At 59.0% G+C, this 14,990-nt stretch carries 15 protein-coding genes and 1 tRNA gene; 12 read left to right on the top strand and 4 right to left on the bottom strand.

Annotation, left to right across the window (positions count from 1 at the left end; translation table 11 throughout):
- Position 1 precedes the first annotated feature (1 nt).
- Positions 2-1,552 carry a maltokinase N-terminal cap-like domain-containing protein gene (locus tag AC1U7K_RS02145; RefSeq protein ID WP_480249154.1) on the top strand — a complete coding sequence of 517 codons (1,551 nt, stop codon included), beginning with the start codon at positions 2-4 and terminating at the stop codon, positions 1,550-1,552.
- A 54-nt stretch (positions 1,553-1,606) separates the two neighbouring features.
- On the opposite strand, the gene AC1U7K_RS02140 is transcribed toward AC1U7K_RS02145, so the two are convergent.
- Positions 1,607-2,215, bottom strand: a complete 609-nt coding sequence (locus tag AC1U7K_RS02140) for a YajG family lipoprotein (RefSeq protein WP_480249153.1) — start codon at positions 2,213-2,215, stop codon at positions 1,607-1,609.
- 248 nt (positions 2,216-2,463) lie between these two features.
- Here AC1U7K_RS02140 and AC1U7K_RS02135 point away from each other — a divergent pair, with 248 nt between their 5' ends.
- The 9 genes from AC1U7K_RS02135 (at position 2,464) to AC1U7K_RS02095 (ending at position 12,114) form a co-directional block, all read left to right on the top strand.
- Positions 2,464-3,429, top strand: coding sequence for an ABC transporter ATP-binding protein (locus AC1U7K_RS02135; RefSeq protein WP_480249152.1), 966 nt, complete (start codon positions 2,464-2,466; stop codon positions 3,427-3,429).
- Positions 3,426-4,196, top strand: a complete 771-nt coding sequence (locus AC1U7K_RS02130) for an ABC transporter permease (RefSeq protein ID WP_480249151.1) — start codon at positions 3,426-3,428, stop codon at positions 4,194-4,196. The genes AC1U7K_RS02135 and AC1U7K_RS02130 overlap by 4 nt, the downstream gene beginning before the upstream one ends.
- A 118-nt stretch (positions 4,197-4,314) precedes the next feature.
- Positions 4,315-5,838 carry a GldG family protein gene (locus AC1U7K_RS02125; RefSeq protein ID WP_480249150.1) on the top strand — a complete coding sequence of 508 codons (1,524 nt, stop codon included), beginning with the start codon at positions 4,315-4,317 and terminating at the stop codon, positions 5,836-5,838.
- Between the two features lie 87 nt (positions 5,839-5,925).
- Positions 5,926-7,287 (top strand): DUF4340 domain-containing protein, encoded by a 1,362-nt coding sequence (locus AC1U7K_RS02120; RefSeq protein WP_480249149.1) that lies wholly within the window; start codon positions 5,926-5,928, stop codon positions 7,285-7,287.
- Positions 7,288-7,355: 68 nt separating this feature from the next.
- Entirely contained in the window at positions 7,356-7,748 is a 393-nt protein-coding gene (locus AC1U7K_RS02115; RefSeq protein ID WP_480249148.1) for a hypothetical protein, read from the top strand.
- A gap of 109 nt (positions 7,749-7,857) precedes the next feature.
- Positions 7,858-7,934: transfer RNA gene (locus AC1U7K_RS02110), tRNA-Arg, on the top strand.
- Between the two features lie 141 nt (positions 7,935-8,075).
- Complete coding sequence (locus AC1U7K_RS02105; protein ID WP_480249147.1) at positions 8,076-8,771, top strand: DUF4384 domain-containing protein; 696 nt, start codon at positions 8,076-8,078, stop codon at positions 8,769-8,771.
- A gap of 1,300 nt (positions 8,772-10,071) precedes the next feature.
- Positions 10,072-10,878 (top strand): carotenoid biosynthesis protein, encoded by an 807-nt coding sequence (locus AC1U7K_RS02100; RefSeq protein ID WP_480249146.1) that lies wholly within the window; start codon positions 10,072-10,074, stop codon positions 10,876-10,878.
- A gap of 603 nt (positions 10,879-11,481) precedes the next feature.
- Positions 11,482-12,114, top strand: coding sequence for a hypothetical protein (locus AC1U7K_RS02095; protein WP_480249145.1), 633 nt, complete (start codon positions 11,482-11,484; stop codon positions 12,112-12,114).
- Positions 12,115-12,443: 329 nt separating this feature from the next.
- Here the strand turns inward: AC1U7K_RS02095 and AC1U7K_RS02090 are convergent, their stop codons facing one another.
- From AC1U7K_RS02090 to AC1U7K_RS02080, 3 genes are all read right to left on the bottom strand, one after another.
- Positions 12,444-12,854, bottom strand: a complete 411-nt coding sequence (locus tag AC1U7K_RS02090; RefSeq protein WP_480249144.1) for a hypothetical protein — start codon at positions 12,852-12,854, stop codon at positions 12,444-12,446.
- A 29-nt stretch (positions 12,855-12,883) separates the two neighbouring features.
- The gene (locus AC1U7K_RS02085) at positions 12,884-13,048 is read right to left on the bottom strand and encodes a hypothetical protein (protein WP_480249143.1); all 165 of its coding nucleotides are present in this window, start codon (positions 13,046-13,048) and stop codon (positions 12,884-12,886) included.
- Positions 13,049-13,635: 587 nt separating this feature from the next.
- Positions 13,636-13,815, bottom strand: coding sequence for a hypothetical protein (locus AC1U7K_RS02080; RefSeq protein ID WP_480249142.1), 180 nt, complete (start codon positions 13,813-13,815; stop codon positions 13,636-13,638).
- Positions 13,816-14,173: 358 nt separating this feature from the next.
- On the opposite strand from AC1U7K_RS02080, the gene AC1U7K_RS02075 reads away from it, so the two are divergent.
- Entirely contained in the window at positions 14,174-14,497 is a 324-nt protein-coding gene (locus tag AC1U7K_RS02075; protein ID WP_480249141.1) for a hypothetical protein, read from the top strand.
- 149 nt (positions 14,498-14,646) lie between these two features.
- On the top strand, positions 14,647-14,940 hold the full coding sequence (locus tag AC1U7K_RS02070) for a hypothetical protein (protein WP_480249140.1): 294 nt from the start codon (positions 14,647-14,649) through the stop codon (positions 14,938-14,940).
- Positions 14,941-14,990: the final 50 nt, after the last annotated feature.

Here is a 14,990-nt window from a genome sequence, read left to right as displayed (position 1 = left end):
GATGCCGGGGCGGACGGCCGCCATCCTCGACGCGCTCCGCCGTGAGCCGGCCGCCCTGCTCCCCTATCTCCGCTGTCAGCGCTGGTTCGGCGCCAAAAGCAAAACGATCGTCGGCCTGTCTCTCCACGATAGCGCAACGCTCTCCACCGGCCCATCGCCGACCATCCTGCCGATCTTTGCCGTCCGGTATGCCGACGAGAGTGAGGATTTGTATTTCGTCCCGCTGGTCGAAGCAGACGATACCGAGGGCGACAGGACCGCCGGGGTGAGCCTCTCCGTGAACGGAGAGCCGATTCGGCTGGTCGATGCCACTGCCGACGAGCGGGCGGCCCTGGCGCTTCTCGACGGAATCAAGAACGAGTGCGTGTGGAAGGGGGCGAAGGGCACCATAACGTGCGGCACGACTGACGAGGGTCGGGCGATTCTGGCCGACCCGCCCCGTGAAGTACGGCGCATGACCGGTGAGCAGAGCAACACGTCGCTGCGCTACGACGATCGGATCATTCTCAAACTCGTGCGGCGACTGCAGCCGGGTCTCAATCCCGACCGGGAGATCCTGGACTTCTTGACCGATCGGACCAGTTACCGGCACGTCCCGATCTTGGTCGGCTGGATCGAATATGAAGGACCCACGCGCGACTCATCCGGACTCCTCGATGGCACGCTCGCCATGGGTGAGACGTTCATTCCTAACGACGGAGACGCGTGGCGTCTGGCAGTTGATAATGCGCGCTCTTTACTTCGCGCGGTCGCGGAGCCCGGCTCGAGGGACAGTCACGCTGAATCCGTTGTCGCGGCCGCGTCGCAAGACTTTTTTCAGGCCATGCGGCAACTGGGCGCCATCACTGCCGACCTTCATGCTGCGCTCGCGTCCGATGGTGCCGCGCCGGCCTTCCTGCCCGAGAGGATTACGGATACCGATCTCGTGGAATGGCATCGTTCGGTCGAGACGCGACTGTCGACCCTGATTGCCGCCCTGCCCTCGCGGAGGAACCTCCCGATGCCCATCGAGGAGATCAAGGAGGCGTGCCGTACGGAACTTCATCGGCTAACCGATACGGCGAGCGAGTACGGGGCAAAGATCCGTATCCACGGTGATTACCATCTCGGACAGGTCATCAAAAGCGGCACGGATTTCACGATTCTCGACTTTGAAGGCGAACCTGCGCGCCCATTGCCCGAACGGCGTGCCAAGCTCCCTGCGGTCAAAGACATCGCCGGAATGCTGCGGTCATTTCACTATGCGGGCCACGTCGCTGTCCGGGAGCGTGGAGAGGCGAGCGCGACAGCCACCCGCGCGATCGAGTCGTGGGTCGGCTACGCGGAAGCAGCCTTCCTCTCGGGCTATCGGGAACGGGCGCGACCGGGTCACGTCATCTTCCTGCCGCGGACCGAGCGGCGCTTTGACGATCTGTTACATCTGTTCCTGCTCGACAAGGTCCTCTACGAAGTGGAGTATGAGCTCAACAACCGGCCGGACTGGCTTGGTATTCCGTTGGAAGGGCTGCGCCGGATATTAACGGGAAGCGGGGAAGGCCGGAGCGGGCGTTGATTGATCAAGGGCCGGCCTTCGATTTGTCGAACAGCCGGCCCTCTTCGGTGTTGGCTACTTCAACCGCAGCATGCGATGCTCGAATTTCGTATCGGTGGTCAGCTTCTCCAGGCTTTCGGCCAACACGTCGTTGAGCAGCTTTTCGGCATCCTCGGGATCGAACCAGAAGACGTTTTGCGAGCCGGCGCCGTTCAGCGTCATCCGCACGGTACTGTCATCGGCGGTGTTCTGCGCCTGCACGGCGAGCTTTGTCTTCGCGTTCATCTCCGTCTTCATGAATTTGCTCTGTGCATCGACTGAAAGCGCCAAGATCTTGCCGGTCAGCACCACGTCAGGCTTCTCCCCTCCCTCGCGAGCCATCTGCACGTTCCATCCCTTCGCCTTCAGGTAGTCGTGAAGCGCCTTGGCGACCGCATCACTCGCCTTCCCGCTCGGGATTTCAAAATACGATTGTCCTCCCCAGAAGTGCGCGCGTGTGCCGAGACGCGCGCCCTCGGCTCGCGTGTCCTCGAACGGCTTGATTACGACGAGCGCATCGGGTTTGGCGGCACTGGTTTGGACGACGGGTATCAGGTTGATCGGCACGACCTCCCCTTTCGCCGCACAGCCGGCACAAAGCAGCACGGCCAGAACCCCGGCAAGATAACGCGCGCAGAATGTCACGGTCGCCTCCTTTTCGAGTCGCTCTCCGCGAGTCGTGAAACGGTCAACGATCAAGACGATGCATCCAGACTAAGGGCAGATACTATATCAAATTCCTTTAGGGACGCAACTCCGTCCGCAGCGGCACCACGTGCCCTTGACTGGTTTCGACCCGATGGTTATGATCCGTTCCGAACTCGTCCGCCGAATCCTGAGCGGACGGGTTCTGCTATGAACGACGCCTTCCGACCGACCGCCGCCATTTCCTGATGATCGAAGTCATCGACGTCACCAAGCGCTACGGCGACTTAACCGCCATCGAGCATGTTACGTTCACGGTCGGCAAAGGCGAGGTCTTGGCCTTTCTGGGTCCCAACGGGGCCGGGAAAACGACCACGATGCGCATTCTCACGTGCTTCATGCCGGCGACCGACGGCACGGCGCGCGTGGCGGGATTCGATTGCTTCGAGCAGCCGCAGGAGGTCAAGCGGCGTGTGGGCTACCTGCCGGAAACGCCGCCGCTGTATCAAGAGCTGACGGTCACGGAATATTTGACGTTCGTGGGTCGGATCAAAGGCATGAGCGCGGCCGACCTTCGCACGCGTCTCGATCAGGTCGTCGAGCGGCTGTCACTCGGCGACGTGCGGCATCGGCTCATCGCCAATCTCTCGCGTGGCTACAAGCAGCGCGTGGGCCTTGCGCAGGCACTCGTGCACGATCCTCCGGTGCTGATCCTCGATGAGCCGACCGTCGGATTGGACCCCAAACAGATCATCGAGATTCGCGATCTGATCAAGAGCCTGGCCGGCTCGCACACGGTGATTCTCAGCACGCACATTCTTCCGGAAGCCACCGCCGTCTGCCAACGCGTCGTCATCATCAATGGCGGGCGCATCGTCGCGGAAGACACTCCTGAACGCCTCTCGGCACGGCTCCGCCGGTCGGAGAAAATCAGCCTGACCGTGAAGGGCGCACCGGTGACAGCCGCCGAGACGCTGCGCGGTCTTCCGGGTGTCGTCTCCGTCTTTGAACAGCCGGAAGCCGGCAACTATCTCGTCGAGTGCGAGCTCGGCCGCGACATTCGGGACGAGATCGCCCGGCTTGTTGTGACGCGCGGATGGGGGCTGTTGGAGCTGAAGACGATCAGCATGACGCTGGAAGACGTGTTCTTGCGACTTACGCAGCACGAGGAAGGCGTGGCCGAAGCGGTCGCACAGCAGGAGACCCGGTCATGACGCCCGTCTACGCCTTGATTGGAAAGGAGCTGCGATCCTACTTCGTCTCGCCGATCGTCTACGTCGTCAGCGCGGTCTTCCTGTTGATCTTCGGCGTGCTCTCGTATCTCGCCGTCGTCAGTGCGGGTGCCCAGGCGGTCCGGCTCATGCAGATCCAAGGCGCGGCCGCACAGCTCAACTTGAACGACCTCGTCTTTCGGCCGACGTTCTACAGCATGGCGTTGGTCCTCCTGTTGATTCTGCCAATCCTTACGATGCGGGTGTTCGCCGAGGAGCGAAAACTGCGCACGTTCGAATTGCTCCTCACGTCGCCGATCGGGCTCAACGAGATCGTCGTCGGCAAATTTTTGAGCGTCTACCTGATTTATCTCGGCCTGCTCTCGCTGACGGGATTGGTGCCGGTCATTCTCTCCCTCTTCAGCAGTTTCGACTGGAACCCGGTCCTCACCGGCTACCTGGGGCTTGCGCTTCTCGGGGCCCTCTTTCTGTCCGCCGGCGTGCTGGCCTCGGCGATGACCGAGAATCAGATCGTGGCGGCCTTCATCAGCTTCGGGACACTGATCCTCGTCTGGTTGTTGGGCGCCTTCGGCAGCGTGATTGGCGATACCCCGGTCGGCAACACGATCTCTTACCTCTCGTTCATCGAGCACTATGACCGGCTCGTGCGGGGACTCATCGAAGCCAAGGACCTCGTCTACTACGTCTCGGCAGTCGTGCTGCTGCTATTCCTCGCCTATCGCGTGGTGGAAAGTGAAAGATGGAGGTAACGGCACTGGGGAAAGTCCTGTGCTCGCAGAACGCGCACGATAGGAATGTGCTCGTTCGATGCGCGCAATGGGACTTCCCCCAGTACCGTTACCTCCATAGCAGGTGGAAGAAAGATTTATGAATCGGCTGACACCGGCGTTGGGAATTATTGGGGCCCTCTTGGGCATCGGCGGAATCGTCCTCTATTCGCTCGCGCCGGAGAAGCTCTGGCTGGTGTCACTGTTGGAAGGCCTTGCCCTGGTCTGCCTCGTGGCGTTCTTCATCGCGCACTTCGAGACGGTCAAGGCCTTCTCCGCGCGACGGTCGACGCGGCTCGGGTTCAACAGCATCCTGATGGTGATCCTGTTCATCGGGATCCTGGTCATCATCAACTTTCTGACCGCCCGCCATTCCGCGCGGTGGGACTGGTCCGAGACGCAACACTTTACGTTGGCGCCCCAAACATTCCAAGTGCTGCGCGGACTCAAGGACGATGTGAAATTCACGGTCTTCACTCAGGAGCGCAGTCCCTCCTATAACAGCTATCGTGATCTGCTCGAGGGATACCGGCAGGCGAGCGAGAAAGTGAAGGTCGAGTTCGTCGATCCGGAGCGCAAGCCGGCGGTGGCCCGGCAATACGGCATCAATCGGCTGGATCAGGCCATCGTGGAGAGCGGCGCGCAATCGACCCGGGTGTCCGCCCCATCGGAGGCGGAACTTACCGGCGCGCTGGTCCGAGTGTCGCGAACGACGAAGAAGCGCGTCGTGTTCTTGGAAGGCCACGGCGAACATGCCGTCAACGACACGGATCGAACGGGGTACTCGCTCGCCAAAGACGCCCTCACGAAGCAAGGCTATGACGTCGCGACCGTCTCGCTCTTGCAAGAAACTGCCGTGCCCGACAACACCGCCGTGCTCGTGATCGGCGGCCCGCGCCGCACGGTCACGCCGGAGGAACGGGATCGGATCAGTCGATACGTCGAAGCTGGCGGCCACGTGCTCGTGATGCTCGATCCCGATGTGAAGACCGATCTCGAGCCTCTGCTCGCGCAGTGGGGCGTGGAGCCCGGAAAAGGGATCTTGGTCGATCTGCAGGATCGCATCGCGCAGGGTGATCTGACGGCCCTGCTTGTGCGGACGTTCACCGAACATGAGATCACGCAAGACCTGACCGCCGCCGTGCTCATTCCCGTCGCCCGCCACTTGGTCTTCAACGAAGAGAAGGGCAAAGACTGGGAGCACGTCCCGCTGGCCCGCACGTCGCCTCGAAGCTGGGCCGAGACGGATTTGAAGGGCCGCGTCGTGAGCTTTAGCGCCGATCAGGACGTGCAAGGGCCGCTGCCACTCGCCTTCGCGCTCACGCCAAAGAAGCCGGCCGAAGCCGGCAAGCCTCGCCCGGCGATCGTCGTCATCGGCAACTCTGCCTTCGCCACGAATGCCTATGTCAATTTTCCCGGCAACACGGACTTTCTCCTGCACGTGATCGGTTGGCTCGCCGAGGAACGCGACCTGATTTCCATCACGCCAAAAGAACCGGCATTCCGTCCTTTCATTCCAAACCCCGTCCAGGAGCGCGCGCTGCTGTATGTGCAGGTGCTGCTGCTCCCATCCTTGACCTTCCTCGTCGGCATGACGATCTGGCGAAAGCGACGCCGGCTCTGACGGTCCGGCAGCCATGCGAAAAAACGAGATGAGGCGGGTGTTCTTCACTTCCGGTTTCGCAAGCCGATGCCTCCGGGAGGCGTCACCATGAGACGCCACTGGGCGCTGATCGCTATGCTCCTCGTGCTGGTCGGTCTGGGCCTCTACGTCTACTTCATCGAATTGCCGGCCGAGCAGGCGAAGACGTCCGCAGAGTCCGCTGAAACGCAGCTCCTGACCGTGTCGGATCGAGACATCACCGCCATCACCGTCCGCGCGCCCTCTGGCGACATCACCCTCGCTCGCAAGGATCAACGCTGGCGCATTGTGTCGCCCATTCAAGCCGATGCCGACACGCGGACGGTCGAGGGGTTGATACGCGCCCTCGTGTTAGGAAAGGTGAAGCGAGTGGTAGAGGAGCAGGCGACGACTCTGAGCCCGTTCGGGCTGGAGCATCCGACGATGGTGCTCACGCTGACCGCCGACGGTCGACAGGAGACCATCGCGATCGGTGACAGCGGACCGATCTCCTCAACGCTTTACATTCGACGGAATGACGAGAACAAAGTGTTGCTGACAGACCTCGCGCCAAAAGACTTCTTGAACAAGTCACTGCTCAGCTTCCGGAAAAAGGAAGTGGTGCCGGTCGATCACGCTCAGGTCGACCGCATACGGCTCACCTACCCCAAAACCGAGATCGTCCTGTACCGCACGGAAGCGAAGGATAAGCCCAAGTGGATGATCCGCTATCCGATTGAAGTGCTGGCCGATCAACCCGAGGTCCGGACCCTGCTCTTGAAGCTCGAAGATTTAAAGGCCTTGGGCTTTATCGATCCGGGCCCGCACTACGACGAGCAGATGAAACGACTGACCAAGCCGGACATCAAGGTAACCGTGCATGCCGGCAACACCGATCATGTCGTCAAGCTGTATCAGCCGGACCCGACGAGCGGCGAAGGGTTTGCCGTGACGTCGCCCGATGCGCCCATCTATCGGATCAATCCGATGACGATCAAGGACCTGACGAAGGACTTGTTTGCCCTGCAAGACAAGCGGCTGTTGGGCGTCGAGGCGGACGAGATCGCAATGTTGGAAGTGCGGGCGCGAGATGAGCATTACACGCTGATCCGCCAAAACCAGACTTGGGTCCTTGAAGAAGACCCGTCACGGCCCCTGGACCAAGAAAAGGTGGCCCTGTTCGTGAGCCGTGTTGTCGATCTGCCGGCGGAGTTGCGCGTTGTCAAGCAGGTCGGTGCGCTGGCTCCGTACGGGCTCACGACGCCGAGTGCCGAATTTGTTGCGACGACCAAAGACGGACAGGCCAAAGGTCGGTTGGTCCTTGGAACACAGACCGGCGGGCTGGTCTATGCGATGGGGAAAGGCTTACCCGGCGTGTTTCAAGCCCGAGCCGACCTCCTGACGCAAATCCCCAGCCGTCAGGAGCTCAGCGCGAGGCGTGAGGGCGCGTAAGTACTCGTCCTATTGCCAACGTCGCAAGGCATCACCTATAGTGGTGGGACTCGTTGAAGGAGGGACAGATGATTCTACGATCTATTACATTTTTACCGATCGTGTGCGCGGCGCTTATCGTGGCTGGATGTGCCAGCAGCGAGAAAACCGAGATGTCGACGTCGACGCCGGGAACACCAGCTGGCAAACAATCCATGAAGCCACCGGCGGTGACCACCGACCCGCTGTCCGCCTGCATGGCGAGCATCTCGCAGAACGCAACGCCCGGGCAGCGCGCGCTCGCCGAGCTGACCTGTCAGCGCGACTTTGGCAAGAGCGATACGCGGTCGGTCGCCGTTGGCGCGCCGGGAGATACGCTGCAAGCCTGCTTGGCCCGCATCCCGAGCGAGGCCAGTGCCGGCCAGCGGATGATCGCCGAGCAAAGCTGCCGTCGCGACGAAGAAGCGCGTAAAGGCTTCTAGCCGTCGCGTATCCGAGCGAACACGGGACGGCCGTTCCGGCCGTCCCGTGCCGCACGTCGACTGCCGCTCTCTAGACTTTCCTAACCCTGTCGGTTATCGTTCCCGCAGGGCCCCCGTAGCTCAGTCGGATAGAGCAGCGGTTTCCTAAACCGCGTGTCGCACGTTCAATTCGTGTCGGGGGCACCACCAAATTATCTTTTCTTCCGCTAGTTCCACGCCGACTCCAAAATCAACGTTACGTAGTGGTAGTGACCATGGACGAGCTGAGACCAGGACACCAAACATCAAGCAAGAGCGCAGACAATCGCGGATGCCCGGCGAACGGCAATGGAACAGGTCCTAGGCGTTCGGCTCGAACACCGGTTTCTCGATTTTCAGCAGGAGCAATCCCTGCGCGGCGAAACCAGCCTGACAGAAACGTTGCTCCGCGCAAGCCATCAGGGCCGACAAGTCAAGGAAGAGGTGATCTTCAGCGAATTGACCGATGATGTCCGCTGTACGGCGTGCCGATACACGCCCAAGATCAGAACGTGCATCGCCTCCGAACGCGACGAGCATGACAGAAGTTTTCGGGTTCACCTGTCCCTCAATCGGTCTAATTATGTCGACGGCGATGAAGCGATCATTACGGTCACGACGTCTCGCGACGCCTATATCTATCTCTACAACGTCGATCTGAATTCGAATGCGGTATGGTTATTCCCAAACGACTACAATCAGGACAATTTGCTAAGAGCCGGCATCCCGTGGTCGTATCCCTCGCAATCCCTACGAGAGCGCGGCATCCACGCGGTCGCGCGACTTCCCGCCAGCACGCAGATCTCCGCCGAACTGATGCGCGTCGTCGCGTCGAAGACGCCGCTGCCACCCTCGTTGCAATCCGAGACCAAAGAGATGCGCACAGCTTCTCACTCACGCTCAGCCCCTCCAACAATCTCCTTCCTGAATCTGATGCGCCGCCTGGTCCTCAGCGAGTTGGAATGGACCGAGGATGCCGTCGCCATCTTGGTCCGCCGACAATGAGTGCTTAGGTTGATCACGGGCTTCCTTTCTCGATAAAGGTTGAGGCTTTGACAAGGGCCACACGACGACGCAGTCCACGGATGAGTAGCACTATTTATTGAGGATATGAGGGACCGTGAAGGGAACTGCGATTAGTGCTATAAACGCCGCACGAATGGCAGAGAAATCAAAGGATGGGAGTAAGACAGGCAGCGATTGACTTTTTCATCCCTGATCCTGCTCGAAACCGTGACGGAACCGTGACCCGCTCATCGGGTGCGAAGACTATTTTCAGCAGCAGTTCGAAGATCACAACAGGCTCATTCGGAGCGAATTACTCATGCTGGCTGAAGGCTCACGTCACTCGGCCTACCGATGTCGCGGCCTCTGCTTGTGGGCCTTCCAGGTAGCATAGAAGACAGACGCAAGGCAGATAAAGAATATTGGGATCAAGAAACCCAAAACCCATTCGCGCCAAACGTGCGCTGTGAGAACGAACAAGTCAAACCATCCCATATCAGTTTCCGTTCGGGGCGCTTCTCCCCTTTTAGAGCGACACTTGTTTCCACCGACCGGGCAGACGATCAGATCGCTGCCTCAAGCGCGCGAGAAGTGGTCGTTCCTACCGTGCCTAGCTCTCAGCTGATATGGCCCCTGCTGCCGCCCCTTCAGACCGTGGCTAAGTCATACACTACTAAATTGTAAAATGGTCATGCACTGTCACTGTTGACAGGGCTGGCAACAGCGACGACAACAAGACGGGTCTCGGTTCGCCGTAGCGGTAGTCCCCTTTAGTCGGAATGTATGGCGCCACTCTCGCCCACGGTGGCTTGCTTGTAGCCATAACAACGGCGACTGTATCTCTTTTTGAAGAGACCGTATCAAAACGAGTACGATGACCAAAATAGGGTGTGCTGAAACGACAAGACTTTCCTCGTCTCGATTCCTTGGCCTGCTACGTGCTTCACCTCGCTGTAAGCGAGGTGAGCCATGGCAGATCATACATCGACGTGGGTCTCCAGAGTTCAACGCACTAATAAGCCGACCGCTTATCAGGCACGACGTTTTTAGCGTCAGTCCCCTTTGCCTGGGACCAATTACGTTGCTGTAGTATTTATTTGCCGTGGCATGGTCCAGCTTCCGGAGTGTCTGATAGACCTGTCGAACGTTTCAGCAACGTCCGGCGACCATGACGTTCGCAAAGCTAGTCGCAGGTGCATGGACTTGAACGAGCATAGACGCGGGTGATAAGAGTGCTTCAAGAGGGAATAAGGGAAGGAAGACCTCGTACCGGACTGACTCAGCGCGAGCCTCCAGAGTGATGATCGACCACTTGCCGGTACTGCTGGTCAATACCATCCTCCTTCGGCCCTATGTGTTCGCATTTCTAACCGTCTTTGTGATCGCCAGCCGATTACTTCTTGGCTGGCGGCGCACCGTCCTGTTCTTCCTCATCGCGTGGATCACCGGCTTTGTCTGTGAGTTCTCCTCCACGCATATCGGCGTGCCGTTCGGCGACTACTACTACAATGGGTCGACAGTCGGGCAGGAGCTGTATCTTCTGAACATACCCCTTATGGCGTCCCTGTCATTTACGTTCTTGCTCTTCGCCAGCTATTGCGTGGCACTCGCGTTTGTCCTGCCATCCGCGCGGGACCACCGAAAGCACGTCACCCTCATCTTCGACCCAGTCGTCCGCACATCCCCCGCGGTCTTCACGCTCGCCGTGCTGTTTCATACCTTCATTGACGTTGTCATCGATCCGGTGACCTTACGAGGCGATCGTTGGTTTCTCGGCCTAATTTACGGCTACCCACATCCGGGTCTCTATTTTGGAGTCCCCCTCGTCAATTTCGTCGGCTGGGCGACGGTCGCGATCATCGCGCTCTCTGTGTTTTTCGCAATCGACCGCCGGCTTCTTGCAAGGGGCGAGGATTACCCGGCGAGCAGCCGGGTGAGTGGACTCCTGTCGGGCTGCGGCCTGTACTATGGCGTGGTGATTTTCATGCTGGGCGTCACATTCTGGATCGGCGAACCGTTCCTTGGGAGCCTGGGCGTGATGCTGTACCTGCCTTCCACGATGCTCCTCACCGCGCGTTTCCTGCGTTCAGTGCCGGCTCCTGCGTAACCGAATCGCCACGCCAGGGCTGAGGCCCGCCGAGTATGAAATTGGTGTTCGCTGAGCCATGCGCGAATGAGTGCATTGGTCATTCGTGGGGTTCAGTTTTCGTGGTCGATGTGGCAGGACCCTAAGAGCTGATATGGCGTCTGTCGTCCTCATCATTCTCTTTCTCGTGTTGATTATTTCTCTTGTACCGACTCTGTATTTTGCTACACGACGAGCGCGAAGACGTGCTTGGTCAACCGTATCAACCATTATCCCAATTGTCGCTCCTCTATCGTGTTTCTGCCCACTCGGGCAGCAACGATGGTGCAAGTAGCAGCAGCGGCGGCTCCTTGCGTCGGCTGGTGCTCGGGCCTTGGTATGCCATTGGCCTTCCGCTGGACGGTGGCTCCTTCCTGGAACTGTCAAAACTGACAGTTAATTCGTATGAGTGCGGAGTTTATAGAGTGTGCATCTTTGAGATGGTGCGATGAGGGTTAACACTGTTGATGAGGTTGCCGCTTTCATCGCATGGGCTTGTGTCATCCTCGATCCAAAAAGCCGTCCTTTTGGTCGCAACGACCAGCGGTGAGGGCAGCCCAAGATGAGGACTCTATGGAACTAAGAATGCCAACAACCATATCCCGGTCTGCCGGCCTCCCTCAGCGTGTCATCACCCTTCGGGGTATCACCCGTACCCTGGTGAGCCTTTTAGTGGGCCTGCCCTTCTGTTGTCCCGTGGTCCAGGCAGCGGCGTTGCCGTCTGCCGAGGAACTGATGCAGGAGTTGGAACTGTCGGACAGCGACCGCCACAGCATCCGAGAGGGCAACATTGTCTCGTGGAGCAGCACCGAGGGATCGGAGCGAGAACTTGCCCTCGGCATGGTGATGTTGGCAAAGGTGCAATCTGAAAGTCTTGCGGCGCTGTTTCGTGAGGCGGCCGCGTTCAAGAAGGTCTCCTCGATCATTGCGTATGGCAAGATTGAGGGCGAGGGATCGGTGGCGGACTTTGCAGGGGTAAAGCTGGCTCCAAACGGACAAAAGGAAGCGCGACGCTACCTGGAGGCGGAACCTGGCGATGAACTGAATTTGGATGCAAAAGAGATCGCGGCCTTTCGCGCCCTAAAGGCCGCCAGCAAGGATGGGGCGGTGCCGATTCAGAAGGTGGAGGAACTGATTTGCCATGACGTGATTTTGCCGTCAGCAATCGGCAGGCGAGCGCTCCTTGAGCGCTCGCAGGTACTGAGCTACCATCAGTAGAGCGGGGGTTGAGGGCCCCAGCGCATCCCGGCAAGATCGGGATCCTCTCCCTCCCGGGGCGGAGTGAGCGTCGCCTTCTCCTCTTTGCGCTGTTTCCGGCGCGCCTCTTTCTCTTTCTGCTTCGTTTGCTTGGCGACTTCGCGGGCACGTTTGAGGGCGGTTGTTTTGCTTGGCCTTGGAATAACCAATCTCCTTTCACCCCGCAAGAAAGCGGCGAGCTGTGCGGGTGATGTTCCTGACTCGTGGAGTTACGTGAACCGACCCTATCATAGGAAAGGGAAAAGCTCAACGCAATCTGTTGATGGGGCCCCGAACGGACCGCTAGAGCATCAGCTCTTCGTATCCGGGGGAGGGCCGCCCTCGGCATGTGGCGACGACTGTGCGCGGCTATTTGTCTCCGGTGCGTTTTTCTTCTTGCGTGGGACAAAACGGTCATGGGGAAACGTGCCATGCAGGCGATCGGTCACAAATTTCCGGTATTCGACCGGCTCCTTCCGCATGATGACGAGGCCTTCCTCGTCGACAAGGATCAATAACTCTTCTTCCGCAGCCAAGCTCCGCATGTCGGTTCCCGTGTCGATGCGATATTGGGTCGCCCCATCAGGATTGCGCCTTCGTCCTTCTACGATCTCCGTCAGCCCGTCGATGAGGCCTTCCTCGCCGTGCGCCAGATGCCGGACTCGAACACCATCCGGAATCCGCCGCCATGACATGCCGTCTGTCGTCACTGCAGCGTGCATCGACACCTCCTTGGGATGAATCTCCCTGCTCAGTACGTAACCAACCCTCGGCTCGCGACACACGCCACTTGCCGACGGACTTCCTCGATGGACACCGAGTCCTTCTTCGGCGCCAGCAGCCCTAATTGCTGCCATTTGATCTTTGGCTTCTGCATTCGCTTTTTCGCTCGATGGTCTGCTCGGTCGATAGCCATGGCTGCTCCTTGTCGTGGTTCTCACCGTTTCTCTGAGTATTGGACGTGGTATGCCTGATTGCGTTTTAAGCGACTACCGACCAATTCGTCTGAACCAAGGGGACGGGTGCGCCGTTAGGCTAAGGATCATGAGGTGCCATGAGGCGAGTAGGAAGGAAGGTGAGCCAAGAACGTGGAACTGGGCGTCAAATTCCTCTTAGGCCGCAAGACACCACCCGAGCACCGGGTCCAGGCGCCGTTGCGTCCCAGGAACCACTTGTCATTGTCAGCCCAGGCCTATCAAAAAGTCAAGGAACGCTCTTCAATTAAAAAGTTTCTCTAACCCTCGGGCCCTACGCCCCGCCCCCATCCTTACTCCTCGCCTTACTCCTCGGGTTCGGAGTAGCGAGCAGTTCCCTCGGGCGCCAAGGCGCGGCGGAGCGCCTTTCCCTCATTTTTTCAATCTATGGAGGTCGCCATTGGGAAGACGACACATCCCGCAGCGAGCAAGCTCTGCCCCCACGGGCATCAGCCGGCCCGGTGGCCGTTCCAGTCATCGACCCAAGTCCCTTTCGTTTCAGGGGGACGCCGAGACGATGCCGTGCGTGTTAGCCGAATCTCAAGAAGTGGCGAGCATAGAGCGCTGCAGTGTAGACGACGCCGGTTGCGGTGAGAAGAGCTGAGAGAAGAAGAGCGACGGCAAGGACCTTGACGAGGAAAATTTCAATATCCCACGTGCGCAGGAAATCGACCATGGAAGTTGTGGCGGCCCGTCCAGCATTGTGCATGGTCTCCTCCTTGGGCAAGAATATGGGGCTCTCGATCAATACCGGCCACATTACGGTGAGAACGGCAACGACCGCTATGCTTCAAGAGACGTAAGGCCAAGGTCCCCACGCCGAGATGACTCTCAAAGGATACAGGCAGTATCGACTTTGATACGCCTTGGTGAAGCTATTCTTGGCTTCCTGGTTCCCCACACATCGAAGGATGCCCTGTATGGAGTAGAGGGCGTCCCCTTCACGGGTGAGATTTAACTCTTGTGCTCAGATGAATGGCCCGTTTTGCTGTTGGCACGCATGTTGAAGCCTCCCTCACTATAAGGACGCATAAGATGACCATCAGCATTAGGCAAATGGAGGCGTTATGAGACACATCACAATCACCGCGATTGCGGTCATCGGCGCTCTTGGGATAACAGTGGCCCATGCCGCTGGGCAGGACCAGAAACCAACAGGGTCAATGATTGTCGCGCAAAACGATTCTCCAACCTACCGTGCACAGCTTGACAAGATTCGCGCCGCGATCGGTGCGGGCGATCAGAGAAAGGTCAACCATGAAGTGGTCACCTTGCTCGGCATTCTTGAAGAGCGACCGATGAGTGCGCCGGACACCAAAGACATGTCACTGAGCGAGGAGATGATGCAAGTGATTCGGCTTCAAGATGAGCGTGCCGGAACTTCCTTTTAACTGTAGGAGCAGGAGGTGTGTCCGCCATGGGACACACCTCCTCATTATTAAGCACGCCACGGGATGAGGATGATCAAAGGTGAGGGATGAACACAGCGTCCGCGAAACAAACCATAGGGTGGGTCGCGGCTTTGCTAACGATTTCGCTCATGCTTATGGCAGGCGTGGGCCGCGGGCATGCAGGAAGTCCGGCGAACGCCACGACACCCGGCGGCGACTCACACCATACTGGAAAGGAACACTTCCTCGCCCAACTCAAGCAGCTTCGGGCGGACCTCGGTAAAGGGGACCAAGACCGAATCAACGCCGATTTAACGACTCTTTTTGAAATCATCGGCGAGATGCCGAACACCGAGGCGGGACGCCACGAGGCACAGAAACTCAGCGAGAAACTCTGGAAGACCATCCGTGCCCAGGAGGAGCGCACGGCCCTCTCATACTAGTGTCCTGTCTCTGAAGTACGTGGAATAAGTTGTGCATTGGTGGTGTCCTC

This window comes from Nitrospira sp. Vd2 (assembly GCF_979581665.1).
This window is presented reverse-complemented; position numbering and strand designations above follow the sequence as displayed.

Coding starts and splice junctions, on each gene's coding strand:
- AC1U7K_RS02120 (WP_480249149.1), top strand. CDS start 5,926: ATGAGACGCCACTGGGCGCTGATCGCTATGCTCCTCGTGCTGGTCGGT.
- AC1U7K_RS02145 (WP_480249154.1), top strand. CDS start 2: ATGCCGGGGCGGACGGCCGCCATCCTCGACGCGCTCCGCCGTGAGCCG.
- AC1U7K_RS02095 (WP_480249145.1), top strand. CDS start 11,482: ATGCCAACAACCATATCCCGGTCTGCCGGCCTCCCTCAGCGTGTCATC.
- AC1U7K_RS02075 (WP_480249141.1), top strand. CDS start 14,174: ATGAGACACATCACAATCACCGCGATTGCGGTCATCGGCGCTCTTGGG.
- AC1U7K_RS02105 (WP_480249147.1), top strand. CDS start 8,076: ATGGAACAGGTCCTAGGCGTTCGGCTCGAACACCGGTTTCTCGATTTT.
- AC1U7K_RS02070 (WP_480249140.1), top strand. CDS start 14,647: ATGCTTATGGCAGGCGTGGGCCGCGGGCATGCAGGAAGTCCGGCGAAC.
- AC1U7K_RS02080 (WP_480249142.1), bottom strand. CDS start 13,815: ATGCACAATGCTGGACGGGCCGCCACAACTTCCATGGTCGATTTCCTG.
- AC1U7K_RS02135 (WP_480249152.1), top strand. CDS start 2,464: ATGATCGAAGTCATCGACGTCACCAAGCGCTACGGCGACTTAACCGCC.
- AC1U7K_RS02090 (WP_480249144.1), bottom strand. CDS start 12,854: ATGCACGCTGCAGTGACGACAGACGGCATGTCATGGCGGCGGATTCCG.
- AC1U7K_RS02115 (WP_480249148.1), top strand. CDS start 7,356: ATGATTCTACGATCTATTACATTTTTACCGATCGTGTGCGCGGCGCTT.
- AC1U7K_RS02085 (WP_480249143.1), bottom strand. CDS start 13,048: ATGGCTATCGACCGAGCAGACCATCGAGCGAAAAAGCGAATGCAGAAG.
- AC1U7K_RS02100 (WP_480249146.1), top strand. CDS start 10,072: ATGATCGACCACTTGCCGGTACTGCTGGTCAATACCATCCTCCTTCGG.
- AC1U7K_RS02125 (WP_480249150.1), top strand. CDS start 4,315: ATGAATCGGCTGACACCGGCGTTGGGAATTATTGGGGCCCTCTTGGGC.
- AC1U7K_RS02130 (WP_480249151.1), top strand. CDS start 3,426: ATGACGCCCGTCTACGCCTTGATTGGAAAGGAGCTGCGATCCTACTTC.